Here is a 24,334-nt window from a genome sequence, read left to right as displayed (position 1 = left end):
CGGGTGCCGGATCCGAGGCAGTTGGGCCGCCCCGAGGAAGTCTGTGAGTGCCCAGTCCCGTATAGCGACGCGAAACACTCACAGGCAGCCCACCGGGAGGGGGCGGCGGCCACGTGTCTGTGAGTGCCCAGTCCCGTACAGCGACGCGGAACACTCACAGACAGTCCACGGGGAGGGTAGTCGGCGGCTGGGATGCATGGCGTACGGGGTCAGGTGAGCAGGCCGATGCGCCGGAACACGTCCACGACCACGAGATCGAGGGGCTCGTCGCTGCGTACCCGGCGGTAGAGGGCCTGGTGGGCGCGGGCCAGGGCGCGCAGCCGTTCCGTGTGCTCCTCGAGGGCATCCCGGTAGGCGGCGATGAGTGCCGGGGTGACGGTGACGTCCACGCGGGCGCCGGTCTCGACGTCGGTGAGGGCGACGTCGCCCGCGACCACCGGGTCCAGCTCCTGGGGGGCCAGCACCTGCAGGAGGGTCACCTGCTGGCGGGCCCCCCGGAGGGCGGCGAGGGCCGTGCCCAGGGTGGCCGGCCGGTCCTCGCCGCCGAGCGGGGTGAGGAAGTCGGAGAGGATCACCGTGATCCCGGGGCGCAGTGAGCGGGTGACCGGGAGGAGGGTGGTGAAGTCGCTGGCCGGGCCGGTCGACTGGGAGCCCAGCCGGCGCAGGGTGCCCCAGACCCGGGGGCAGCTCTGGCGGCCGCGTTGGGGGCGCAGCAGCCCGGTGACCCGGTCGGCGAAGCCGGCGACTCCGAGGCGGTCGAAGCCCGAGAGCCCCACGTAGGCGAGAGCGGCGGCGATGGAGCGGGCAGCGGCGTCCTTGGCGGGCTCGCCCCAGTGCATCGAGGCGCTGGTGTCCACGAACAGGTGGACCGACAGGTCCTCCTCGCCGAGATACAGGCGCAGCATGAGGCGGTCGAGGCGGGCGTAGGCGTTCCAGTCCACCCGGCGGAAGTCGTCGCCCGCCACGTAGGTCCGGTAGTCGGAGAACTCGGCCGAGGTCCCGGGCCGGGGCGAGATCCGCTGCCCGGCCCCTGACCCCACGACCGGCCGCCGGGAGCGGAAGGTCAACCGGTCCAGCCGGGCGAGCAGGGCCGGGGAGAGCCCGACGTCGTGCGGGCCGGCGACCGCGAAGGCGGGGGTCACGAAGCCGGCGGGCAGCAGGAGTTCAGCGGGCGGGCTCCGGGACCACGGCGTCCAGCAGCTCGGTGACCACCGTATCGGCGGCTACCCCGGCGGCCTCCGCCTCGAAGTTGACCAGCACCCGGTGGCGCAGGGCGGGCAGGGCGGCGGCCGTGATGTCCTCGAAGGCCACGTTGTAGCGCCCGGCCAGCAGGGCCCGCACCTTGCCGGCGGACACGAGGGCCTGCAGCCCGCGCGGGCTGGACCCGAAGCGCACGTAGCGGGTGACCGAGGCCAAGGTAGAGCGGTCGGGGTGGGTGGCGGACACCAGGCGGACGGCGTAGTCCAGCACGTGGTCGGCGATCGGCACCGCCCGGGCCAGGTGGATCATCCCGAGGAGGAGGGCGGCGTCGGCGGCCACCTTCGGGGTGGCGCTGTGCTCTCCGGTGGTCCGCTTGGCGATCTCCATCAGGTCGGGGGCCGACGGGAACGGGACGAGGATCTTGAAGAGGAAACGGTCGAGCTGCGCCTCGGGCAGCGGGTAGGTGCCCTCCAGCTCGATGGGGTTCTGCGTGGCCAGGACGAAGAACGGGGAGGGGAGCCGCCGGGTCTCGGTGCCGACGGTGACCGAGCGCTCCTGCATCGCCTCCAGCATGGCGCTCTGGGTCTTGGGCGTCGCCCGGTTCACCTCGTCGGCCAGCACCAGGTTGGCGAACAGCGGGCCGGGCTGGTAGGCGAAGCGCCGGCCCCCGTCGGTGTCCTGGATGATGTTGGTGCCGACGATGTCGGCGGGCATCAGGTCGGGTGTGAACTGGATCCGGGAGAAGCGCAGCGACAGCACCTGGCCCAGTGTCCGCACCAGCATCGTCTTGCCCAGGCCGGGGACGCCCTCCAGCAGGACGTGGCCGCCCGCCAGCAGGCAGGTGATGGCGTCGCGCAGCAGAGCCGCCTGGCCCACCATGACCGTGCGCAGCTCGCGCTCGATGGTCTCGGCGGCGGCGGCGAACTGCTCCGGGGTAACCGGCCGGCCGTCGGTGGCAGCGATGGTGGGGGCCTCGCTCATGGCTGGGGCGCCTCATTCACTCCTCCGCCTGGAGCGACGGCGGTCTGATCAAGGCCGTTGAAGTACCGCTGCACGAGGGTTTGTTCGTCCGGGGGGAGCGATGTCTGGTCGAGGCCGTTCAGCTCGACCTGCTGGTACGACCCCAGGACGCTCTGGTAGCCGGTCTCGGGCACGCTCGAGCCCTGGCCGAGGGGGCCGATCGGGACCTGCGTGCCCTGCGCCTGGCCCTTGGGCGGGACGTACACGTTCTGGCTAGGGCTGCCTGCCTGACCGCCCCCGGCGCTGGGACCGCCCGAGCCGGTGCCGCTGCCGGGGCTGCCGTGGCCGGACCCTTGTCCTTGGCCCTGCCCCTGCCCCTGGCCCTGCCCCTGGCCCTGCCCCTGGCCGGCGGTGGCCTGGGCGGCCAGCTCCTGGGCCAGCTGGGTGGCCGACTCCGCCTGGGCCAGCTCCTGCTGGCCCGCCTGCTGCCCGGCCAGCGACGAGAGCCCCTGGGCCGCCTGCGACAGGGCCTGCTTCGCCCCCGAGACGTTGCCCGCGGCCAGGGCTCCCGCCGCCTGGGCCAGCGAGGACCCCAGGGGCGGGTTCTGGGCGGCGGCCGCTGCCTGGCTCAGGTTCTGGGCGAGCTGCGCCCGCTGGGCGGGCGTCAGGCTGTTGAGGGCATCGGCCAGTGCCTGCGCCTGCTGGGCGGCCGCCTTGAGGTTCGAGGAGGACAGGGCCCCACCCAGGGCCTGCGACGCCGGGTCGGACCCGAGCGCCGGACCCGCCGCCTGGGCGGCGGCCACCTGCGCCCCGGTGCTGGGGTTGTTGAGGGACTGCAGCTGGTCATTCAGGGCGGCGAGGGCCCGCTGGGCCTGCTGGGGCGTGTTCGCCGAGCCGAGTTGCCTCTGGGCGTGGTTGAGGGCATTCTTGATCGCCTTCTGCTGGCTGGTCGGGTGGCCGCCAGCCGCCTGGGTCACGTGCTGGAGCTGTTCGGTGATCTGGTTCTCGATGGTCTTCACCGTGGCCTTGGCGGCCTGGCGTTGGGCGATCACGGTGTTCTTGGCATTGGGCAGGAAGGCGAGGGCCACGGCCACGGCCAGGGCGCCGGCGGCGATGAGTGCGAGACGCCGGTGCCGGGCCGCCGGGTAGGCCTGGCCCGCCTCCCGGTCACGCAGAGCGGTGAGGGCGTCGGCCCGCAGGAGGGCGGGCAGCTCGCCTTCGGTGCTCGCGAAGGCCAGGGCGGACGCGGTGCGCTCGGCCAGACCGAGCCGGGCGTCCACCGTGCGGGCGACCTGGGTGAGGGCCGGGCGGCTTCGGACCCACCCGGCAACCGCAAAAAGGACCAGCACGCCGGCGCCCACCGCCCACCCCGTGCGGGCCGCGGACCACGCCCACAGGCGGGAGACGAACAGGACGGCGACCGCCCAGGCGGCCACGCCTGCCACTGCCCGCAGCCCCCAGCGCAGGGCCTCGTCGGCGAGCGCCCGGCGGCGGAAGGGAACGAGGAGGGCGGCGAGGTCGCCCTCGGGCCGGGTCTCGAGATCAGCGGACGTCTTCATGGCGCCTCACCGGCAACCGCCGGGACGGGCGCGGGCGGTCTCGCCCGGCGGCGCCGGGGCAGGCGGGCCAAGGAGCGGGACAGCACGGTCACGCTGAGAACCACCAGCAGGGCCACGAACAGGGCGCTCATCAGGGCGTAGGCCTGCCATGCCCGCCAGCCGTGGAAGAGCCCGGCCTGGATCTTGTCGGTCTCGGGGGTGGGCACGTTCACCGTGATCTTGGTCGTTGCCGGGGACGATGGGTTGGTGAGAGGGCCGATCGAGCCCGAGGCGCCCACGCAGGTCGACCCATTGGCGGTGACCGTGCAGCTGAGCGACGGCGCCGATGTGGCGAAGCCGCCCGGGAAGACGGGCGCCGGCGAGGGCGGCGACACGACGATCCCGCCCGGGATGGGTCCGGCTGCCGGGATGGTGAGCGTCTTGGTGGGCGAGGGGCCGGCGAGGGTGTGGACCGGGGCGTCGAACAACGTGGAGTACAGCGTGTAGCCCGGGTTGGCGATCGAGGCGTACTGCTGGGCCGATGTGGACAAGAAGGTGGTGGGGAAGATGAACGAGGTGGCCAGGGGCACCAGGATGTAGAGGAAGGACAGGACGTAGGCCGACACTGTGGCTGCCGTTGGCCGCCGGATGCACACCGAGCACGCCAGGCCGATGGCGCCGATCACCACTGCGGTCACCCCCAGGGTCGCCGCCACGCCCACTACCTGGGACAGTTCGACCCCGCCGAACAGGAAGACCATCGAGAACACCGGCACCGAGGCCACCAGCAGCAGCAGGGCGAAGAGCAGCGACGCGATGAGCTTGCCCATGACGATGGCCGACGGCCGCACGCGGGTGCAGAGCAGCAGGTCCAATGTCTGGCGCTCGCGCTCCCCGGCGATGGCGGTGGCGGTCAGCACCGGAGCGATGAAGAAGATGAGCACCAGCTCCCAGCCGGTGAGGGCCCGGAAGATGGTGATGCCGGCGTTCACGCTGAGCTGGCCGTTGCTCACCCCCCGGGAGGCCTGGCGCTCCACGATGACGTAGGTGAAGAAGCCCACCGCGGCCAGGGTCACCAGGTAGATCGAGATCAGCAGGCTGGCCCGGCCGCTGCGCATGCGCGAGCGCAGCTCCTTCTCAACGATCGGGTTCCAGAAGACGCGTCCGATACGACGGATCACGTCGGCACCTCCTCGTCCGGCGCGACGGGTGCCTCCCCGGCAGGCGCCGCAGGCGCCGGCTCTGAGGCCAGTCCCTGCGGGGCGCCGTTGCCGTCGCCCATCACCCGGAGGAAGGCGGTCTCCAAATCCTCCTCGACCGGCACGAAGGCCTGCACTGCCACCCCGGCGGTGACCAGGGCCTGCAGGATGGCCTGGTCCTCGATGCCGGTCGATCCGGTGCCGTCCCGGCTGATCACCACCGTCGCCCCCTCCACCGTCACCTCCTGCACCCCCGGGATCTCCCGGGCGATGCGGGCGGTCTCGGCCGGGTCGCCCGCCGCCCGCACCTTCACCCGCCGGGCGCCCGCTGCCGAGCGCAGCGTCTCCGGGGGGCCGGCCGCCAGCATCTTGCCGCCCTGGATGATGCCAAACGAGGTGCACACCTCGGTGAGCTCCGGGAGGATGTGGCTGGAGATCAGGATCGTCTTGCCCATCTCGCGCAGTTCTTTGAGCAGCTCGCGCAGCTCGATGCGGGCCAGGGGATCGAGCCCGGAGGCGGGCTCGTCGAGCAGGAGGACAGCCGGGTCGTGGACCAGGGCCCGGGCCAGGCACAGGCGCTGCTTCATGCCCCGGGAGAGCGAGTCGACCGCCGAGTCCCGCCGGTCGTCCAGGCGGACCAGCTCGAGGAGGTCGGTCACCACCCGGCCCACCCGACGGGAGGCCACGTTGTAGCAGCGGGCGTAGAACGCCAGGTACTCGCCGGCGGTCAGGCGGTCGTACACGCCGAAGAAGTCCGGCATGTAGCCCATGCGGTCCCGGACAGCGTAAGGATCGCCACCCACCTCGACGCCGCCGACGAATGCCCGCCCTGAGGATGGGGAGAGCAGCGTGGCCAGGATACGCAGCGTGGTGGTCTTGCCCGCCCCGTTGGGGCCGACGAAGCCGAAGGTCTCGCCGTAGGGCACCTCGAAGCTCACGCCGTCCAGGGCGGTGAAGTTGGCGTACCGCTTGGTCAGGCCCTCGACCGCCACTGCGGGCGCACTCATGACGCCGCCATCTGGCCGCTGATCTCGAGGTCGGTGGCGAAGGTCATGCCGTTTGGGCTGGAGGTGAGCTTCACCAGCACCAAGCCGTCGGGCGACACGTGGTTGGCCACCGGCAGGGCGACGGTCTGGCCCTGGCTGATCGCGATCGGGTCCCACGTGCCGGTGGACCGGTTGAAGACCGATACCGCCGACGTGCCGGAGCCCGGGGGCATGACGAGCCCCGGCAGGGCCGAAGCGACCGCCCCCATGGTGAGCGAGAGCGAGGACCAGTTGGGCCCGGGCAGGGCGAACTGCTCGGTCACGGTCCCGCCGGGCAGGAAGAGGCCGCCCCTCAGGTTGCCGATGATGCCGGGGATCGGGCTGTTGTTGTCCACCGCGGTGGCCGGGATCACACCGGCGAGCAGGGTGGCCCCGGAGATCTGGGGCTGGAGCGGCAGGACGAAGGCGTCGAGCTCGTTGAGCTGGGCCTGCTTGCCGTCCACCAGCACCGGTCCGGCGCGGCCTTCAGGGGTGGTTGCCCAGGCGACGAAGAGGGGTTGGGGCACGTTGATGGAATTCTGCTCCAGGATCCCGCCCAGCACCTGGTCCCGGCGTTGCGCCTCCCGCTGCTGCACCGAGGGCCGGGTGCCGGCATTGGTCCCCGGCCCGGAGCAGCCGAACTGCGACGCGCAGGATGCGGGTGCGTGCAGGTAGATCTGGTCGGGCAGGCTGTTGGCGCTGCCGGTGACCACCGCCTGGTAGGGCAGCGGCAGGTTGATGCTGACGCTCTGGCCGGGCCTGATGGCGCCGAACGTGTGAAAGGCGTCGCCCGACATGACCACCGCATCGCTGATGGTCACCGGGAGGTGGTTCGTCACGGTACCGGTCAGGCGCCCGTTGGTGACGGTGATGTGCTGCGCCAGGCCCCCGGACACCAACTCGTTGTAGGACTGCCCGAACGACTGGATGGAATCGGCCACCGGCCAGTTGAGGCGCACGGCGGCGGGGGGGCCGGCGTCGATGCTGAGGGACTGGCTCTGCAGGTTGTTCTGGTTGATGAAGGAGAAATCGCCCACGGTGGTGATCGGCGAGCCGGACGACGGGTCGGCGATCTGCCCGGTGCTGGCGTTGACCAGGTGGTTCCCGGTGTGCGGGGAGAACACCCCGGTGGCCGAGTTGACGTACGCCAGGGCCGGGGCGGAGCCGGAGGCCGCCCCCGGCTGCAGGTACACCTCCCGGATCCGGTCGGCCAGCACGTTGGTCCCCCGGGTGGCCAGGCCGAAGGCGTAGATCGAGCCGCCCGAGAACACCACGATCAGGGGGATGGTCACCCACGCGGCGTCCGGCCGGTGCACCCGGTGGAGGACCACGTAGTTCACCGGGCCGACCAGCAGGACGAAGACCACCAGCAGCACGGCGATCAGCGCCGGCGAGGGCAGGTCGAGCGACGGGATGTTCGCCAGGGCGCTGTACAGCGGGGGACCCTGCTGCTGGATGCTGCCCCCGGGCGCGGCGGCGAAGCCCAGCCCGCTCAGGGATTCGGCGGAGGACGCCCGGCTCAGGATCTGGCGGAGCAGAGCCGGGGTGCCCGACCAGGAGGCGATGGGGTCGGCGGCGAGGTCGGGGGTGGCATAGAAGAGCTGGCCGGCGCCCAGCGGGACCTGGAGCAGGATCGGTGTGGTGCCGTCGCTCAGGTCGGCGATGCTGCCCGCCGTGCGCTGGCCGACGGCGACGTCGACCGGCGTGGTCGAGGTGAGCGGGTTCGCCCCGAGGCTGGCCGCCAGCGAAGGCAGCCCGGACCGAGGCTGCGTCCCGGTCGGGGCCAGCGCCACGAGGTTCGCCGGGAGCCCGGCGGCGGTCTTCTGCCAGGCGTCGCCGCCGGTGACCAGCAGGCTGCCCCCCTGCTGGACGTAGGCCTCGAGGGCCGCCTTCTGGGGTGCTGTGAGCGACGAGGTGGTGGCGTTGTCGATGGCGATGAGCGGGAAGCTGGCCAGCACCTGGGTCGAGTCCGGCAGGGTGGCGGGGGTCAGGTGGATCACCTGGAGCTGGATGCCGGGACCGGGAAACGAACCGGAGGCGGACGTGGCGGCGAACTGGCCCAGCGCGCTCCCGGAATCGGACACCACCGCCACGGCCGAGCCGTAGTTGGTGGTCAGCGTCGTCTGGGCGGTGGCGACGGTCTTGCCCGTGGGACCGAGCACCTGGGCCTGGATCGCGGTCATCCCGGCGGGCATGTCGGCCTGGAAGTGCTTGGTCGTGCCCGCGGGGAGCACGATCGACTGGCGCTGCTGCAGGGGGCCCCCGCCCGGGGAGGACACCGGCACCGGGATCCCCAGCTTGCCGATGATCGGGGCAATGCTCACGCCCCGGTTGGGCAGGGTGATCACGCCGCCCCCGCCGCCGTAGCTGGTACTCGAACTGGTGCCCTGGGTGAGCACCAGGGTGCCCTTCAGGTCGGGCCCGCTGTTGGTGACGCTCACGTTCACGGGAATCCAGCCGTTGCCCGACGTCATGCCGTTGTAGCCGGCGGTGACCTGGAGGGTGACCGGGGACGGCCTGGCCGCGGCCCGCGCGGCCCCCGTGGGGGCCGCGAGCGCAAGGAGAAAGGCGGCGCCGGCCAGCCCCACCCCCAAGGCCCTCCGGGCGGTGCGATGCGGCCTGACGGCTGGTTGTGCGTTGACTGTGCCCATCCCTCACCTAGCTCGCAACCAACATCCTACACAGAGAACGCAAAGTGTGGATGCTGTTTTAGACGATGGGAGGCCTGAGAAAGTTGCCTGTGCTCCGGGAAACTGTGGCGGGATCCGCTAGCCCCTGAGGCCGGCGAGGTCCGACCAGAGCGTCCCGGCATCGGGGCGGGCCTGCAGGGACCAGAAGTCGTACAGGCCGCCGCCGATGGCGCCGTGCGCCTGCAGGGCGGCGACGTACTGGGTGACTTCGGGCTGCGTCACGCAGTTGGAGATCCCGCCCATCGGGGCCATGGGCCGGGTAACTCCCATCAGGGACTCGGTGGTGGCGATGACATCGTCCATGTAGGCGGTGACGTCCATCGACACCTTCTGGCAGGTGGCGTTCGCCTTGGTGACCGTCCAGTAGGCCATCGGCTCGACAACGTCGAAGTCGGCCCCGATCTGCGGCCAGGGGAAGCCTGCCCAGTGCGCCGGGGCGCGCTTGTCGTTGCGGGCGTCAGGCACGATGGCGCCGAGCGTGGTGCCGGCCGGGACCGCCGCCCGCAGGCCCTGGGCATAGGCGGTGATGCCGGCGTTGAACTGCTGCAGCGAGCCGGTGGCGCCGTGGTCCTCGATATCGGCGGCGAAGCCATCGAAGCGGCCGCCCCCGGGCGAGACGTAGGTGAGCACCGCCGCGCTGCGGCGGATGTCGGTCGTGACGTTCGCGAAGCCGGGCAGGTACCACCCCACCACCTTCATGCCCTGGGCGTGGGCATCGTCGATCAGGGCACCGAGGGCGCCCGGGAAGTCGAGGTCGCCGCCCGAAGTCCACCGGGCGGTCTGGACGAAGATCGTCTGCACCCCCCGGCTCGCCATCTGGCTGACGATGGCGTCGGGGGCGGGGTCGCCGGGGTTGCCGTAGCCGTAGAGCGAGATCCAGGCCCCCAGCCCGCGGTAGGCGGCCAGCCCGTCGGGCGCCAGCGGTCCGGCGGCCGCGCTGCCTGGCGCGGTCAGGCCGGGGATGGCGGGCAGCTGGATGTTCGGCAGTTGGATCGGCGGCAGCAAGGGCAGCTGGAGCGGGCCGAGCGGGATGGAGGTCGGGAGGCCCAGCAGGCCCCCGCCCGGTTGGCCGCCGTCCGCCCAGGCGGGGGTCACGCCGACGAGCAGGATGAGCGCCAGGAGGGCTGGCAGCAGGAACCGAGGGCGCCGCATGCCGGAAGGATGGCGTATCCACGCCTAGTTGTAAAGGCCGTAATCGTCCGTTCCTGGGCCTGACGTCGTGGTAGGGCGCGCCCGGCGAGGACCCCGGCCAGTCCGGAGCCTGTCTCGCCAATACACTGGGGCGCCATGGAGTTCCGGCGGATCGGCCGCTTCCCGCCCTACGTGTTCGCCGTGGTCAACGATCTCAAGGCGGCGGCCCGGCGCGCGGGGGAGGACGTCATCGACCTCGGCATGGGCAACCCGGACCTCGCCACACCCGAGCCCATCGTCGAGAAGCTGGTCGAGGCGGCCCGCAACCCGCGCAACCATCGGTACTCGACGTCCCGGGGCCTGCCCAAGCTGCGCCTGGCGATCACCGACTGGTACGAGCGCAACTACGGGGTGACCCTGGACCCCGACACCCAGGCGCTGGCCACCATCGGTGCCAAGGAGGGCCTCAGCCACCTGATGTGGATCCTGCTGGAGCCGGGCGACTCGTGCCTGGTGCCCGATCCCACCTACCCGATCCACACCTACGCCCCGGTGCTCGCCGGGGCGAACGTGCGCCGGGTGCCGCTCTCGCTGGGCGCCGACTTCTTCGCCGACCTCACCACCGCGGTCGAGGACATGGCGCCGCCCCCCCGGGTGATCATCGTGTCCTTCCCCCACAACCCCACCACCGCGGTGGTCGACCTGGCGTTCTTCGAGCGTCTGGTTGCCTTCGCCAAGGCGCGGGGGATCATCCTGGTCCACGACATGGCGTACGCCGATCTGGTCTTCGACGGCGAGCGGGCCCCCTCGATGCTGCAGGTGCCGGGCGCCATCGATGTCGGCGTCGAGCTGTTCTCGATGTCGAAGTCCTACTCGATGCCGGGCTGGCGGCTGGCGTTCCTGTGCGGCAACCCGGAGATCGTCGCTGCCCTGGGCAAGCTGAAGTCCTACCTGGACTACGGGGTCTTCCAGCCCATCCAGATCGCCGGCATCATCGCCCTCAACGAGTGCATGACCGCCCCCAAGGAGATCCGGGAGACGTACCGCGCCCGCCGGGACGCCTTGGTGTCGGCCCTGGAGCGGGCGGGGTGGGACATCCCGGTGCCGCCCGCCACCATGTTCGCCTGGGCCCCCATTCCGGAGCCCTTCCGGGCGATGGGGTCGTTGGAGTTCGCCAAGCACCTGCTGGCCGAGGCCAAGGTGGCGGTCGCCCCGGGCATCGGATTCGGCGGGGCAGGAGACGGCCATGTCCGCTTCGCCCTGGTGGAGAACGAGCACCGGATCCGCCAGGCCGCCCGGGGCATCAAGCGGGCGCTGGACCAGGGCGCGGACTAGCCCGCGGCGGGAGTCGGGGGAGCCCCCGTGCGCTATTTAGTTCCCGGGCCGGACAAGCCGACATTCGTTCTGTTATGGCGACACGCACGTCGGGGCCCCCGGTGACGGCGACCGCTGGTCGGTCGCGGGAGCGGCTGGGGCACACCGGTCTCGGTGACCTCGACCAGCACATCCTGAGCGTCGGCGCCGCGGTGTTCACCCTGGGGCTGGCGGCCTGGCTCATCGCCACCCGGGCTACCCCGCACCAGTCCTGGAGCATGCTGGACCTGCAGATCTACCGCTGGGCCGGGGTCGTTGCCCGGCACGGGCACGACGCCTACACGCCCACCTACCACGGCCTGTCGTACACCTACACGCCGTTCGCGCTGCTGCTCTCCGCAGCGGCCTCCGTGCTCAGCATCTCCGTCCTGCGGGTGCTGGTCACGGTCGCCAGCCTCCTCGCCCTGCTGGCCATCGTGTGGGCAGCCTGGGGGATGGCGGGCCTGGCCCGGGATCAGCGCCGGGTGGGCCTGACGCTGGGCGTCGCCGGCCTCGCCCTGTGGCTGGAGCCCATCGTGCAGAACCTGCGCTTCGGCCAGATCAACCTGCTGCTGGTGGCCCTGGTGGTGCTCGACCTCGCCCGGGCGGACTCCAGCCGGTGGAAGGGCGTCGGGGTGGGGATCGCGGCGGCGATCAAGCTGGTCCCGGCCATCTTCATCGTCTACCTGCTCCTGACCGGCCGTTGGCGGGCCGCGGGGCGGGCTGTGGGTGTCGTCGTGGGCGGGGTGGTGCTGGGCTTCGTGGCGTTCCCCGGGGCGTCGGCGCACTACTGGTTCGGCCGGCTGTTCATCGACTCGTCCCGGGTCGGCGGCGTGGCGTACGTGTCCAACCAGTCGTTGAACGGCGCGCTGGTCCGCCTCCTGGGTGGGGTGAGCCCGGCGGTGCCCTGGTGGATCGTCTTGTTCCTGGCCGTGGGCGCCGGCGGGCTGGCCCTGGCGGTCTGGGCGCACCGGCAGGGCGATGAGCTGCTGGCGGTGGTGGTCGTGGCCTTGACCGGACTGCTCGTCTCGCCGATCTCGTGGTCACATCACTGGGTGTGGGTGCCCGTCGGCCTGGTGGCGGCACTCGAGGTGGCGGTGATCCGGCCCCACCGGGCGCTGGCCGCGCTCGGGGTGGTGGCGGTGGTGCTGGGCGTGTTCGCCTGGGTGCCGGTCAAGTTGATCTGGCGGGTGCCGTACTCCGAGGGCCGGGAATACCACTGGCATGGCTGGCAGCTGCTGGTGGGCAACACCTACGTGGAGTTCGGCCTGCTGCTGCTGGGGGTGGTGGCGCTCTACCTGTGGAGCCGGGCCCGGGCCTCGCGGGGTTCGGCGGGCGCCGGGCGGCGGGGTTCGGCCGAGGCGGGCCGGGAGGCGTTGGCGTCGGTGTGACGGCCGTGCGCGGCTGGCCACGGGTTTGGCCTCATCGACTGGCGTTCTGACTCTCCATGACATAAAGTCATGTCTCGTTCCCTTGTGTAGACATCAGCCAGGGAGGAGTCGGGTATGCGCAAGGAACCATTCCCCTGGAGCCCGGACCCGGAGTCGGGCCGCCCCACCCGGTGGACGGTCCCGCGGCTGACCCGCAGGTTGGCGAGCTCGCCCGGCCGCCTGCAGGTGGGCCTCGTGGCGCTCCTGCTGGTGGTCGCCGTGGTGGCGGTGCTGGTGCCGCAGGCCGGCTCGGGTGGGTCGGCCCGGGCAGCTGCGCCCAGCTTCCCGGTCGTCTACAGCCTTGCCGCCGGGTTCCGTGCCGAGCTCACCCAGCCGGGTGCGGCGCCGCCCGGGGCCAACGACTGGTCGTGCGTCCCGACCGCCGAGCACCCCGATCCGGTGGTCCTGGTCCACGGCCTGCTGGCCAACATGACCGAGAACTGGCAGACGATCTCGCCCCTCCTGGCGGACAACGGCTACTGCGTCTTCGCGCTCACCTACGGCGCCGATCCCGGCCTCGGGATCGACCAGATCGGCGGCCTGCAGCCCATGGATGCCAGCGCCCAGGTGCTGGCCGGGTTCATCGACCGGGTGCTGGCGGCCACCGGCGCCCAGAAAGTGGACATCGTCGGCCACTCCGAGGGGGCCACGATGCCGTACTACTACGTGAAGGCCCTGGGCGGGGCGGCAAAGGTGGCCCGCTACGTGGGGCTGGCGCCGGTGTTCCACGGCACGACGTTGAGCGGCATCGGCACGCTGGCGCAGTTGATGGCCGGGGCCTTCCCGGGCGCCGCGGGGGCGGTGGGCCAGTTCTGCGGCTCGTGCCAGCAATTCCTGCCCGGCTCGGCCTTCCTGGGGGCGCTCGACGCCGATGCCCCGGCGGTGCCGGGCGTGGCGTTCACCGACATCGTGACGAGGCTGGATGAGGCAGTGACCCCGTACACCAGCGGGCTGCTCACCGGGCCGAACGTGACCAACATCGTGGTGCAGGACCAGTGCCCCCTCGACCTGGCCGACCACATCGCCCTCGCCGCCGACCCGGTGGCGGCCCAGGACGTGCTCAACGCCCTCGACCCGGCGCACGCCCAGGCGCCGGCCTGCGGATTGGTGCTGCCGCTGCTGGGCTGAGGTCTGGGGGGCCGTGCGGGCGCCTGTCAGGTTCGTCGGGGATTCGTTGCCGAGGGCCGGCGCTAGACTGCCTTTCGTGGTCGCCTACACGTCTTCCCGCCCGGTCCACGTGACGACGGACCGGGTGGTCGATCTGCGGTCCGACACCGTCACCAAGCCCACCGAGGCCATGCGCCAGGCGATGGCGACCTGCGAGGTGGGCGACGACTTCCTGGGCGAGGACCCCACCGCCCAGGCGCTGGAGGCCCGGGTGAACCAGCTCTTCGGGGCCGAGGCGTCGGTGTTCGTGCCCAGCGGGCGGATGGCCAACCTCGTGGGGCTGAAGTCCCTCACCGAACCGGGCGACGAGGTGCTGTGCACCCGCAACGCCCACTTCCTGCACTACGAAGGGGCGGCCATCTCGGCCTTCGGCGGAGTGCAGCCCCGGTGGCTGCCCGACCGGCGGGGGGTGCTGGACCCCGCCGATGTGGCTGAGGCGGTCCGGGCGCCCCTGGATTACCTGCCCCGGACCCGGGTGGTGGCCGTCGAGAACACCCACAACCAGGAGGGCGGGGCGGTCTACCCCATCGACGAGCTGGTGGCGCTGCGCAAGGTCGCCGACGAGCACGGCCTAGCCGTCTACATGGACGGCGCCCGCCTGTTCAACGCCTCTGCCGCCTCCGGTGTCCCGGTCTCCGAGTACCGCCGGCTGACCGACGGGCTGATGTTCGCTTTCTCGAAGGCGCTGTCGGCCCCGGTGGGGTCGATGGTGGTTGGGTCTGCTTCGTTCGTGGCCAAGGCTCGCCGGTTCCGCAAGCTGCTGGGCGGCGGGATGCGCCAGGTGGGCATCCTGGCGGCGGCCGCCCTGGTGGGCCTGGAGACGATGGTGGAGCGGATCCCTCTCGACCATGAGAACGCCCGCCGGCTGGCATCGGGGATCGCCGCCCTGCGGGACGGGGCGGTGGACGTGCCCGGGGTGGAGACCAATATCGTCATGGTCCGGACGGCGCCCTTGGGCTTCACGCCGGACGAGTTCGTCGCCCGCCTGGCGGAGAGCGGGGTCAAATTCTTCACCTTCGGGCCGGGTACGGTGCGGATGGTGACGCACAAGGACGTGTCGGCCGAGGACATCGAGCTGGCCCTGGAGGCGATCGGCGAGGTGGTGCGGTGATCCGGGATGAGGCCGAGAAGCTCTGCGAACGGCTGCGGGAGCGGTTCGGCGGCGAAGGCTCCGAGTTCACTGCCGAGGTCGCGGCGTCTGACGAGCGGGTTGAGTTTGCTGCCCCGGGCGGGGCCCGGCCGCACATCATCCGCTACAAGATCCGGGTAACGGCGGGCGAGCAGGAGGCGCTAGTCAGCCTCGAGGATTGCGAGTCCGCCCTCGACGCATCCACGGGTCGAAATGCTGAAGCGCTTTTTCGGGAAATCGCGGCCCGCTCGTAGCTGGCTGCCGCTGGTCGCCTCCGCTGCAAAATAAAGTCTGCGCGTCTATTTCTTGACGCTGAACGAAACCGTTGCGGGCGCAGAGGTGTTGCCTGCTGCATCGATCGATTGAGCCTGGACGGTGAAGGCTAACGTCTGGTTGCCTGTTGGCGCTGGGCCAAACGCAAGGTTGTTCCAGGTCTGGCTCCAGGCTGTGGTGCCGGCGACCGTGAAGAAGGTCTCAGTGGACAAGGTGAAGCTGGCCGCTCCGGTAGTGAGATTGAAAGAGCCGTCCCACCACTTGTTCGCCGTCGCCGAGAACACGGCAATCTGCACCGTAGCAACGCCGCTCCCGCTGTCGCCAGCCGTGCCACACATGGTCCCACTCACGCCGTTGACAATGCAGGAGTTGCCGTCCCAACTGTTTGTTCCGTTGTTGCCGATGGAGTAGCTCGTTCCGGTCACTGGGAAGGTGACGGTGGCCGTTGGGGGGGTCCGGTCAATGATGATTGTCTTGACACCTGTGGCGCCGACATTGCCCGCCGAATCGCTCTGGCTAGCGCTTGCCGTATACGTGCCCTGTGCCGTTAGAGGCGTACCCAGTGTGTAGGTCCAAGAGCCGCTGGCACAATTTGCCGCGCCAGTCTGCGCCTGCACCGTGATTGTGACGGTCACCGGCGCCAAGTCGCCACTCGCTGTTCCACAACTGCCACCGACCGAATTGACAGAGGTCGCGTTGGTGGCGTACGGGAAGGTGACAGTGGCGCCGTTGACCTGCGTGAGCGAGATGGTGGGCGCCGTCCGGTCGATGTTGATCGTCACCGTTGCGGTGCCGAGGTTGCCGACGCTGTCCGCCTGGGACGCGGTGGCCGTGTATGACCCCGTGGCCGTCAGCGAGGTCCCAAGCGTGAAGTTCCAGGTACCTCCCGCATTACAGGTTGTGGTGCCGGTCTGCGGCGGGGATGACACGGTGAGCGTTACGGTGATCAAGTCGCCGGTTGCTATTCCACATGTGCCGCCGATCGAGGTCACGGTCCCGGTGGTAAAGAAGGGAAATGTGACCGTGTTCCCGTTTACCTGGGTGATGGCCACCGACGGGTCTTGATTGTCGAAGTTGTAGGTCTGACCCGGGAAGGGCAGCGGTCCAGCGAGAGCTTGAGCTGATGAGTTCTGGATTGTGCCCGCACTGGTGAGGTTCAGGCCGATGGTGCCCGACCCCGACACGCCGGAGGTGGTGGCGGTGACGATGTAGGTCGTCGCCGGCCCGGACGCCGGCGAGAGCGAGATGCTCGGCGTGCGGGTCAGACCGCTGGTGGCCAGCGAGAAGTTGCTCGTGGAGACGTGCACCACGGGCTGGTTGAAGGTCACCGTCCAGTGGAGGGTGGCGGCCTTGGTGGGGTTGGCGTCGTTGCGATTGATGGAGGTCACCTGCGGCGGAGCGCCCACGGTGATGCCGGCGCTCTTGGCGCTCTCCTGGCCCGTCCAGTTCGCCAGGACCGGCGTGTCGGTGTACTGCCAGCTGCCGGTGCCGGCGTTGTCGACGCAGGCGACTGTGGTCCCGACGGTGCTGCAGCTTCCAGTGATCGGGCTGGACGATGCGGTCCCAGACACATAGCGAACGACGTTGTAGTTGGTGACCTGGGCGGCAGGCGTACCAGTGGTGCTCACCGTGGCGAAGGTCACGGTGACGGTGGTCCCGAAGGTGGCGAGGGTGGGTGTGGCGCCCTGAGGCAGGCCCTGGGCGGCAGCGGTGGCCGGGTTGCTCGAGTTCGTGGTCGTGAAGAACGCAAAGGCCCCGCCGATGGTGGCACAGATCATGAGCATCACGAGGCCCAGGACGAGCCGGCGCGAGGCTCGGCCGGTGCTGACGGCGCGAGCGTACGAACGAGTCCCTCTGCTCATGAGTGCACCGTGATCTGGACGGGGATGCTGAAGGTCGCTCCCTGGCAACCGTTCGACGAGGCCGTGCTCATTGCGGCGGCGCCCGGCAGGTGAAAGACCGCGCCGGTGGTGTTGGCTGGCACAGCGAGGTTCACGGTGCCTGGGGCGGTGAACGTCACCCCGGTGGTCGTGCAGGCCGGGTGGCTGCCATCAGCAGTGATCGGGCCGACCCCGGCAGTCACACTCGTGACCGTCACAGTGAAGTTGTTGGGATTCGTGACCTTGAGAACCACGTCAGCGGCGGGGCCACCCGGGTAGAGCTGTGAGGTGAGGGTCTCGCCTGTGTAGGCCGCCACGGTGACGGCCTGCATCGTCCCCACGCTGGCGGTTCCCGTGCCGGAGCCGCTACCAGAGAAATAGGCCCGGGCCGCGCCCGCGCTCAGCAACATCGTCAGGGCGCAGAAGATTGCAACCAGAATCGGCCGCCTCATGCCTGCACTCCAGTTCCTGCGTACGACATGTGGAAGGTGACGCCCTGACAAGCGTCCTGGCTCACCGGTAGGTCAGGCATCTGCAGGAGCGGGAACTGCGATGCGGCCGCGCCGAGATCGGTCAGCGACTTCGTCGAATTGGCCGGAACGATCACCGTTCCGCTGAACTGCCGGGTCACCGTGATGTTGGTCGTGCCGTTGCAGGCGGGCACGGGACCGCCCCCGGGCGACGTCGTGCCTGCCTGCACGCCGACTGTGATGCTCGTCACTCTGAGGTCGTAGTTGTTCGGGTTCGTGAGGACCAAGTCCAGCGGTTGGGCGGGGGCACCCGGGAAGAAGGGCGAGCTGGCGTTGCCGCTGATCGAGAACGGCTGGTTGTTGTTCTTGCCCTTGATCGTCCAGCAGAACTCGGCGGGTGTGCTCTGCGTCCCGGCCCGGTCTACGGCGACGACCGAAAAGCAGTGCTCGCCGGGCGAGAGGTGGTGGTACTCGATCTCGCCGAAGGAGCAACCGTTCCGGCCGCCCTGCCCGTCGTCATCGCCGTCTCGATCGTCCCCGTTCTCGTTGTCGTTGTCGGAGTTGCAGTGCTTGTTGGAGAAATTGTCGCCGTCGTGGTCGGTGTCACCCGTGCAGTGCACCTGCGGGCCGCCATCGAGCGAGCACAGGAAGTGAACGTTGCCCTGCAGGTCGTAGTACCCGAACTCAGGGTTGGTGTCCCGTGTGGTGCTGTCCGCCCGCTCGGTGATGACCGGCTTCGGGGGACCATTGGGATCGACGATGGTCCAGGTCCAGGACGCCGGGGAGCTCTCGCCCAGCGAGAACGCCCTGGCCTCCACCCGGAAGGTGTGCGAACCGAGAGAGAGGTTGGTGTAGGTCTTGCCGCTCGTGGAGCACGAGTGGAAGTCACCGGAGTCCAAAGCGCAGCGGAAGGAGGCTCCCGACTTGCTGTCGGCATAGGTGAATGACGCCGTCCGCGAGGTGGTCGGGTCGCCGGGTCCCGACGTGATCGTGGGCCTTGGGGTTGCGGGTGCCGCCAGGGCGGCCGAACCGGCCCAGATGGCGCCAGCGACGACACCGACGACCGCGGCAATGCCCACCGCAATCCGGCCCCACCCTGCTTTGCTTCCTCCGGCTTTGGAACTCATAGGGCTATTCCCTGAACTTCGCTCGGTTGCTTCCTGCGGCCTTGAACGTCGAGGTTGTAGCGTCCGGCCCGCCTGCGCCGGGCCGTGGTTCGGCCACGGCCCGGCGTCAAGCGACGGATGTTGATGCTCGCTAACTGGCGAAGGCGGTGATGTCCGGGGCCGCGCCCTGACAGGGGTCCTGGTTGGTGCCGGACTCGATCATCGTGACGACGGTCGATGCGGCGACGGTGCCCCCAGGGGCGACAGTGGTCGGCACCGCCGGCGTGGTGGTCAAGGGGCTTGTCACCGAGAACCAGCTTGCCGAGCAACCGGAAATCGGGACTCCGGCCTGGGTGATGTTGCCACCGCTGCTGTCAACGGTCGCGGTCACGGTGTTGAGCGACTGGGCGGCTCCGCCTGCGTTGGTGACGGTGAAGGTCACTGTCTCCGTCGCCGTGCCTGGCAACAGAGTCCCGGTGTGCGAGGTCTCGACCACGTTCCAGTTCGTCGCCGTGCCCACGTTGCCGGAACCGGTGCCCGAGCCCGTGCTGGTGAAGAACGCGAAGGCGCCGATCGTACCCGCCAACACAGCGGCGGCGACGCCGCCCACGATCAGCTTGCGCTTTCGGGATGAAAACTTCATACCCCTGTACTCCTTTCTGCCTCAGCCGCGTTCGCGCGGCAAAGCTTGACAACCGAACTGGCGGGGGGTCGGGTTCGCCGCTTGCTCCCCCGGGCGCCAGGCGACCAGATTTCGACGCCGGGTCTTTGCAACACCCCGACGCGCGGTTCTGCTTATTCCGCTTTCACCGCGCCCGGTACCGTACTTGCGTCAGTCGTGAGTGTCCAGGGATAAATCGGTCAGATACTAAGATTAAGAATTGCTAATGCTGGGTGGGATGGAAATATCTTGAAATACCCAGCTGCCCCTGCCAATTATCCACAATCGGTACCATGTGGGACACCCTTGATAAAAAATTTGGCTCGACCGCGGGAGTAGTCTCGCGTTTGGAGCGGCTGTTAACTATGTATGACGCGCCCCAGGCGGGGGGTGGGGCCGGGTGTTATGCGCTATTAGTGAGCAGCCGTCACCCTCCGTGGCGGCCAGGGAGGGGAAGTGACGCCCCCCTCGATTATTCAATCCGGCTGCTCAAAGGTTGTCGCCGATCGTGGTGACGCCGGGGCCGGACTCCTCCGAGGAGAGGGCATTGGTCCCGCTGGCCCCCACCGGGCAGGCGGCGACCGACCAGGCGGTCCAGTTTCTCTAGCGCCAGCTATCGGACGGGGCGGCGACGTCGAGGAATAACTAGAGGAGTAACTGCCGGATAACACCGGGGATCGTGGCTGGGGTCGTAGCTTTCGCCGATCGAGCGACCGTACTGGCCGAGATCCACGGTGTGGTCCCGCTCTGCGTGGAGGCGATCACGCAAGGGTCCTACTCGCTGGCCATCCAAAGCGACCGGTCGATGGTGATCGACCTGCACCCACGGCTCGAGCCACCCGCTCCCCGGAGCTCACCCCACCCGCCCGGTCACGTACTCGTGGGTCCGCCGGTCCATCGGGACCTCGAAGATGTGCTCGGTGTGGCCGTACTCCACCAGCTCGCCGGTCGCCCGGTCCTCGCCCAGCAGGAACACGGCGGTGTAGTCCGACACCCGGCGGGCCTGGAACATGTTGTGGGTCACCAGGCCCACGGTCACGTCGACCGCCAGCCGGGAGATCAACTCCTCGATCTTGGCGGTGGCCACCGGGTCCAGGGCCGAGCACGGCTCGTCCATCAGCAGCACCTCGGGCTCGACCGCCAGCGCCCGGGCGATGCACAGGCGCTGCTGCTGGCCGCCCGACAGCACGGCGGCCGGGGCGTGCAGGCGGTCCTTCACCAGCTCCCACAGGGCGGCGTGGTGCAGGGCAGCCTCGGCCGCCTCCCCCAGGATCGTCCGGCTGCGGACCCCGTTGAAGCGCAGGCCGGAGACCACGTTCTCGAAGATGCTCATCGTCGGGAAGGGGTTCGGGCGCTGGAAGACCATGCCGATCCGGCTGCGCACCAGCTCCGGGCGGGTGTCCCGGGCGTAGACGTCGAGGTCGCCCACCCGGATCGACCCGCTGACCGTGCCGCCGGTGGCGTCGTGCAGCCGGTTGATCGCCCGCAGGATGGTGGTTTTGCCGCACCCCGACGGCCCGACCAGGGCGGTGACCTTGTTGCGGGCCAGGTTCAGGGTGACGTCCCGCACCACCTGGTGGTCGCCGAAGCGCACCCCGACCCCCTCGAGGGCGACGGCGGTCTCGGCCTCGACGACCCGCTCCCGGGCGGTGGGGGGCCGTTTGGGAGCCTCGGGCGGTGCAGGGGCGGTCTGGGCTGGGGCGGTGGGCCCGGTGGATTTGGCGGACTCGGTCACGGCCATCTCACATTCCTTCGGCAATCTCGGTGATGCCCGGCGCCCGACGCCCGGTCCTCGTCAGACGGCCGGCGATCGCCCGGGCGCCCAGACTGAGCACCAGGACCAGCATCAGCAGCACCAGGGCCGTGCCCCAGGCGACCTGCTGGGCGTCGGGGAAGGGTTGGGTGCCGCTCGAGAAGATCACCAACGGCAGGGCGGCGGTGGGTTGGGTGGGCGAGAGATTGAAGAACTGGTTGCCGAAGGCGGTGAACAGCAGGGGGGCGGTCTCGCCCACGGCCCGGGCGAGAGCGAGCAGCGACCCGGTCACCAGGCCCGCCAGCGCCCCCCGCAGGACGACCGACCGGGCCACCCGGGAGCGCCGGGCCCCCAGGGCCAGGGCGGCCTCCCGCAGGTCCACCGGCACCGACCGCATGGCGGCCTCGGCCGACCGCATGACGATGGGCAGCATCAGGACCCCGAGGGCGGCGCTGCCCGCCAGAGCGGAGAACCCGAGCGGCTCGACGACGACGGCATAGGCGAAGATCCCGATGGCGATCGAGGGCACGCCGGCGAGGACGTCGCCCGCCAGGCGGAGCGCCGATGCGAACATGCCCCGGCGCTCGAACAGGAAGAGTGCGGCCAGGATGCCGAGCGGGATGGCCAGGGTGGCCCCCAGCCCGACGATCAGCAGGGACCCCACGACGGCGTTGGCGATGCCCCCGCCCGGGATGCCGGGCGGGGTGGGTTCGTGGAGGAGGAACCCGAGGCTGAGGGCGTGGATGCCCCGGGCGGTGGTGTAGGCGATGAGCGCCACCAGGGGCGCCAGGCACACCGCCGTGGCGACGGCGCACAGCACGGTCGCCACCCGCTTGGTCGCCTGGCGCCGGCCCAGGGTGCGGGCGGCGGCCACCCGGATCGCCCGACGGCGCTCGGCGGCCCCCGCCGCCAGGGCAGGGGGGAGGGGCTCGTCGGGCAGGAGCTCGGGCCGAACGTCGAGCACCTCGAGCCCGCCCCCGTCGCTCATGGTCCCTCCCGGCGCCGCCGGCGGCGCAGGAGCACCTGCCCGGCCAGGTTCACGGCCGCGCTGATGGCCAACAGGACCACCACCAGGCCGATGATGGCGCTGCGCTCTAGCGCGGTGGTCGCCCCGGCGAAAGTGTTGATGACCGCCGAGCCGAGCGTCGCCCCCGGGGAGAGCAGGGCAGTCCCCACGCTGTGCGGCAGGGCGAAGCGGTTGCCGATCACCATCGCCACGGCGATCGACTCACCGAGCGCCCGCCCGGTGGCCAGGGTGACGGCCGCCTCGATGCCCCCCCGGGCGCCGGGGATGACGGCCCGCCGGGTGACCTGCCAGCGGGTGGCGCCCAGGGCCATCGCCGCCTCCCGGTCGGCGTCCAGCACCCCGCCCAGGGCGGTGCGGGACAGGGCGACGATGGTGGGCAGGATCATGACCGCCAGCACCACCCCGGCCAGCAGCATCGAGGAGCCGAGGGCCGGGCCCCGGAACAGGAGGTCCACGACCGGCACCCGGCCCAGGAAGGGCTCGACGTGGTGGGTGAACACCGGGGTCAGCACCAGCAGACCCCACAGGCCGACGACGATGCTGGGCACGGCGGCGAGCAGGTCGATGAGCACCCCGAGCGGCTGGGCGAGGCGCCGGGGCGCCATCTCGGCCAGGAAGGCCGCCCCGCCGACGCCGATCGGCACCGCCAGGACCAGCGCCACGGCCGTGGTGATCAAGGTCCCGACCACGAAAACCCCGGCCCCGAACACCGTGTGCACCGGGTCCCAGGTGCCCCCCCACAGGAATGCGATCCCCGAGTGGGCGAACGCCGGGCTGGCGCTGGCCACCAGGCTGACCACCAGGGCGACGACGACGGCGAGGAACAGCACCGCCCCCGCCCAGCCCGCCGCCGTGTACGCCCGCCCGCCCCGCTGCTGGCGGCGGTGCTCCATCGCCTCCCGCACCCCGGGGATGGGGGAGCGGCGGGGCGGCGGGACCTCCTCGAGGAGCGAGATGCTCATGGCACCCGGGTCCTGGAGGCCGCGCCTTTTCTGTCTACATGAGATGCCATGTGGAGCCCCCCCATGTACACAGAATCGAAGAAGTACACAGAACTGACGGCGCCCGGGGCGGAGCGGTCAGGAGAACAGCGGCTGCCCACTGGCGTTCTCGAGCTGTTGGAGGGTGGAGTGCGCCAGGGCCACGGCATTGGCGGGCAGCGGGGTGTAGCCGGTCGAGGTCGCCTGTTGCTGGCCGGTGGTCGTCACCCAGTCGAACAGCTTGCCGAGGGCGATGCCGGTTTCGGCGTCGGCCTGCTTCTGGTAGAGCAGCGTCCAGGAGAAGTTGGCCAGCGGGTAGGTGTCCGCCCCGGGCCCGTTGACGATGGTGAAGTTGGTGGCCGAGAGACCACTGGCCTGCGCCCCGGCGGCAGCGATCGAGGCGGGGGAGGGGGTGACGAATGCCCCGCTGGCGTTCTTCAGGGCTGCGCTGGTGATATGGGCCTCGGCGGCGTAGGCCTGCTCGACGTAGCCGATGGCCCCGCTGGTCTGCTGGATGTAGCCGGCGACGCCGGTGTTGAGCTGCTGGCCGACGCCGATCTCCGCCACCGGCCAGTGGGTGCTCGCCTTCGTGGTCTGGATCTTGTCCGTCCAGGCCGACCCGCCGGCGTCGATCAGGTACTGGTCGAGGTCGTAGCCCGGCCCCGAGGAGTCCGCCCGGTGCACCGCCACGATGGGGGTACCGGGCAGGGACATGCCGGGGTTGAGGCCGGTGATCGCCATGTCGTTCCAGGTCTTGATGGTGCCGAGGAAGATGCCGGCCAGGGTCGGCCCGTCCAGCTTCAGGCCGGCGCCCACCCCGGTGACGTTGTAGGCGAGGGCGACCCCGCCGAGGTCGACGGGGAGCTGCAGGATGGTCCCGGCGGTGCCCGAAGCGGGAGCGGGGATGGGGATCTCGGAGTCGCCGAACTGCACCGTGTTCTGCTGGATGTCGCTGACCCCGACGCTGCTGCCGGCCGGGTTGTAGTTGACCTTCACGCCCCGGTTGCTGAACCGGTAGGTGTAGAAGGCCGTGGTGAAGAAGGGGGACGCCGAGCTGGCCCCGGCCCCGTTGAGGGTGACCGCCGGGCCGCTGGTGTCACAGGCCGGGCTGAGGGCCGGAGGGGTTGACGACGGGCACGCCGTGGGGGAGGTGCCCGCGCTCTTGGTGGAGCTGCAGCCGGCGGCCACCAGCCCGGCGGCGACGATCACCGTGGCGAGACGGGCGGGACGGGCGGGCCGGCTGGGCACGCTGGGGCGTCGTTCGAGCACGGTCAAGGGCCCTCCCCGGAGGTGACATCTGCGCCGGGGGTTGGCCCGCCGACGTGCACGCCATGACCCGGGGCGACCCGGGAGCCGACCAAA

20 protein-coding genes are annotated in these 24,334 nt (G+C 70.6%); 5 read left to right on the top strand and 15 right to left on the bottom strand.

All coding sequences use genetic code 11. The features are described 5' to 3' along the window. Positions 1-209 precede the first annotated feature (209 nt). The 7 genes from VFW71_00745 to VFW71_00715 form a co-directional block, all read right to left on the bottom strand. Entirely contained in the window at positions 210-1,142 is a 933-nt protein-coding gene (locus tag VFW71_00745; protein ID HEU5001292.1) for a DUF58 domain-containing protein, read from the bottom strand. Positions 1,143-1,164: 22 nt separating this feature from the next. After that, positions 1,165-2,181, bottom strand: a complete 1,017-nt coding sequence (locus VFW71_00740; protein HEU5001291.1) for a MoxR family ATPase — start codon at positions 2,179-2,181, stop codon at positions 1,165-1,167. Continuing rightward, positions 2,178-3,719: a hypothetical protein gene (locus VFW71_00735; protein ID HEU5001290.1), complete on the bottom strand. Its 1,542-nt coding sequence runs from the start codon at positions 3,717-3,719 to the stop codon at positions 2,178-2,180. Before VFW71_00735 ends, VFW71_00740 begins: the two co-directional genes overlap by 4 nt. Further along, a complete protein-coding gene (locus VFW71_00730; protein ID HEU5001289.1) occupies positions 3,716-4,879 on the bottom strand; it encodes an ABC transporter permease in 1,164 nt (387 codons plus the stop codon). The genes VFW71_00735 and VFW71_00730 overlap by 4 nt, the downstream gene beginning before the upstream one ends. Then, the gene (locus tag VFW71_00725) at positions 4,876-5,904 is read right to left on the bottom strand and encodes an ABC transporter ATP-binding protein (protein HEU5001288.1); all 1,029 of its coding nucleotides are present in this window, start codon (positions 5,902-5,904) and stop codon (positions 4,876-4,878) included. The genes VFW71_00730 and VFW71_00725 overlap by 4 nt, the downstream gene beginning before the upstream one ends. Continuing rightward, positions 5,901-8,510, bottom strand: a complete 2,610-nt coding sequence (locus VFW71_00720; protein ID HEU5001287.1) for a hypothetical protein — start codon at positions 8,508-8,510, stop codon at positions 5,901-5,903. The genes VFW71_00725 and VFW71_00720 overlap by 4 nt, the downstream gene beginning before the upstream one ends. Before the next feature lie 180 nt (positions 8,511-8,690). Beyond that, positions 8,691-9,764, bottom strand: a complete 1,074-nt coding sequence (locus tag VFW71_00715; protein ID HEU5001286.1) for a hypothetical protein — start codon at positions 9,762-9,764, stop codon at positions 8,691-8,693. Positions 9,765-9,899: 135 nt separating this feature from the next. Between VFW71_00715 and VFW71_00710 the strand changes: the two genes are divergently transcribed. The 5 genes from VFW71_00710 (at position 9,900) to VFW71_00690 (ending at position 15,076) form a co-directional block, all read left to right on the top strand. Further along, positions 9,900-11,078 carry an aminotransferase class I/II-fold pyridoxal phosphate-dependent enzyme gene (locus tag VFW71_00710; GenBank protein HEU5001285.1) on the top strand — a complete coding sequence of 393 codons (1,179 nt, stop codon included), beginning with the start codon at positions 9,900-9,902 and terminating at the stop codon, positions 11,076-11,078. A 101-nt stretch (positions 11,079-11,179) separates the two neighbouring features. Then, positions 11,180-12,487 (top strand): glycosyltransferase 87 family protein, encoded by a 1,308-nt coding sequence (locus tag VFW71_00705; GenBank protein HEU5001284.1) that lies wholly within the window; start codon positions 11,180-11,182, stop codon positions 12,485-12,487. A gap of 114 nt (positions 12,488-12,601) precedes the next feature. Next, positions 12,602-13,654, top strand: a complete 1,053-nt coding sequence (locus VFW71_00700; GenBank protein ID HEU5001283.1) for an alpha/beta fold hydrolase — start codon at positions 12,602-12,604, stop codon at positions 13,652-13,654. 76 nt (positions 13,655-13,730) lie between these two features. Then, positions 13,731-14,804 carry a GntG family PLP-dependent aldolase gene (locus tag VFW71_00695; GenBank protein ID HEU5001282.1) on the top strand — a complete coding sequence of 358 codons (1,074 nt, stop codon included), beginning with the start codon at positions 13,731-13,733 and terminating at the stop codon, positions 14,802-14,804. After that, the gene (locus tag VFW71_00690; protein ID HEU5001281.1) at positions 14,801-15,076 is read left to right on the top strand and encodes a hypothetical protein; all 276 of its coding nucleotides are present in this window, start codon (positions 14,801-14,803) and stop codon (positions 15,074-15,076) included. Before VFW71_00695 ends, VFW71_00690 begins: the two co-directional genes overlap by 4 nt. Before the next feature lie 45 nt (positions 15,077-15,121). Here VFW71_00690 and VFW71_00685 read toward each other — a convergent pair whose 3' ends face one another. The 8 genes from VFW71_00685 to pstS form a co-directional block, all read right to left on the bottom strand. Beyond that, a complete protein-coding gene (locus VFW71_00685) occupies positions 15,122-16,879 on the bottom strand; it encodes an Ig-like domain-containing protein (GenBank protein HEU5001280.1) in 1,758 nt (585 codons plus the stop codon). 74 nt (positions 16,880-16,953) lie between these two features. Next, entirely contained in the window at positions 16,954-17,427 is a 474-nt protein-coding gene (locus VFW71_00680; protein ID HEU5001279.1) for a hypothetical protein, read from the bottom strand. Further along, a complete protein-coding gene (locus VFW71_00675) occupies positions 17,424-18,572 on the bottom strand; it encodes a hypothetical protein (protein HEU5001278.1) in 1,149 nt (382 codons plus the stop codon). The genes VFW71_00680 and VFW71_00675 overlap by 4 nt, the downstream gene beginning before the upstream one ends. 130 nt (positions 18,573-18,702) lie before the next feature. Continuing rightward, positions 18,703-19,194 carry a hypothetical protein gene (locus VFW71_00670; GenBank protein HEU5001277.1) on the bottom strand — a complete coding sequence of 164 codons (492 nt, stop codon included), beginning with the start codon at positions 19,192-19,194 and terminating at the stop codon, positions 18,703-18,705. An 871-nt stretch (positions 19,195-20,065) separates the two neighbouring features. Next, positions 20,066-20,953, bottom strand: coding sequence for a phosphate ABC transporter ATP-binding protein (locus VFW71_00665; GenBank protein HEU5001276.1), 888 nt, complete (start codon positions 20,951-20,953; stop codon positions 20,066-20,068). Position 20,954: 1 nt separating this feature from the next. After that, complete coding sequence (gene pstA, locus VFW71_00660) at positions 20,955-21,953, bottom strand: phosphate ABC transporter permease PstA (GenBank protein ID HEU5001275.1); 999 nt, start codon at positions 21,951-21,953, stop codon at positions 20,955-20,957. Beyond that, complete coding sequence (pstC, locus tag VFW71_00655) at positions 21,950-22,954, bottom strand: phosphate ABC transporter permease subunit PstC (protein HEU5001274.1); 1,005 nt, start codon at positions 22,952-22,954, stop codon at positions 21,950-21,952. Before pstC ends, pstA begins: the two co-directional genes overlap by 4 nt. Before the next feature lie 117 nt (positions 22,955-23,071). After that, entirely contained in the window at positions 23,072-24,241 is a 1,170-nt protein-coding gene (pstS, locus tag VFW71_00650) for a phosphate ABC transporter substrate-binding protein PstS (GenBank protein ID HEU5001273.1), read from the bottom strand. Between the last annotated feature and the right edge of the window lie 93 nt (positions 24,242-24,334).

The sequence above is a fragment of the Actinomycetota bacterium genome (genome assembly GCA_035765775.1).
Lineage (GTDB): Bacteria > Actinomycetota > CADDZG01 > JAHWKV01 > JAOPZY01 > DASTWV01.
The sequence above is the reverse complement of the archived record's forward strand: the minus strand, read 5'-3'. Positions and strand labels throughout refer to the sequence as shown.

Coding starts and splice junctions, on each gene's coding strand:
- VFW71_00740 (HEU5001291.1), bottom strand. CDS start 2,181: ATGAGCGAGGCCCCCACCATCGCTGCCACCGACGGCCGGCCGGTTACC.
- VFW71_00735 (HEU5001290.1), bottom strand. CDS start 3,719: ATGAAGACGTCCGCTGATCTCGAGACCCGGCCCGAGGGCGACCTCGCC.
- VFW71_00725 (HEU5001288.1), bottom strand. CDS start 5,904: ATGAGTGCGCCCGCAGTGGCGGTCGAGGGCCTGACCAAGCGGTACGCC.
- VFW71_00715 (HEU5001286.1), bottom strand. CDS start 9,764: ATGCGGCGCCCTCGGTTCCTGCTGCCAGCCCTCCTGGCGCTCATCCTG.
- VFW71_00710 (HEU5001285.1), top strand. CDS start 9,900: ATGGAGTTCCGGCGGATCGGCCGCTTCCCGCCCTACGTGTTCGCCGTG.
- VFW71_00700 (HEU5001283.1), top strand. CDS start 12,602: ATGCGCAAGGAACCATTCCCCTGGAGCCCGGACCCGGAGTCGGGCCGC.
- VFW71_00685 (HEU5001280.1), bottom strand. CDS start 16,879: ATGCTCATGATCTGTGCCACCATCGGCGGGGCCTTTGCGTTCTTCACG.
- VFW71_00680 (HEU5001279.1), bottom strand. CDS start 17,427: ATGAGGCGGCCGATTCTGGTTGCAATCTTCTGCGCCCTGACGATGTTG.
- VFW71_00675 (HEU5001278.1), bottom strand. CDS start 18,572: ATGAGTTCCAAAGCCGGAGGAAGCAAAGCAGGGTGGGGCCGGATTGCG.
- VFW71_00670 (HEU5001277.1), bottom strand. CDS start 19,194: ATGAAGTTTTCATCCCGAAAGCGCAAGCTGATCGTGGGCGGCGTCGCC.
- VFW71_00665 (HEU5001276.1), bottom strand. CDS start 20,953: ATGGCCGTGACCGAGTCCGCCAAATCCACCGGGCCCACCGCCCCAGCC.
- pstA (HEU5001275.1), bottom strand. CDS start 21,953: ATGAGCGACGGGGGCGGGCTCGAGGTGCTCGACGTTCGGCCCGAGCTC.
- pstC (HEU5001274.1), bottom strand. CDS start 22,954: ATGAGCATCTCGCTCCTCGAGGAGGTCCCGCCGCCCCGCCGCTCCCCC.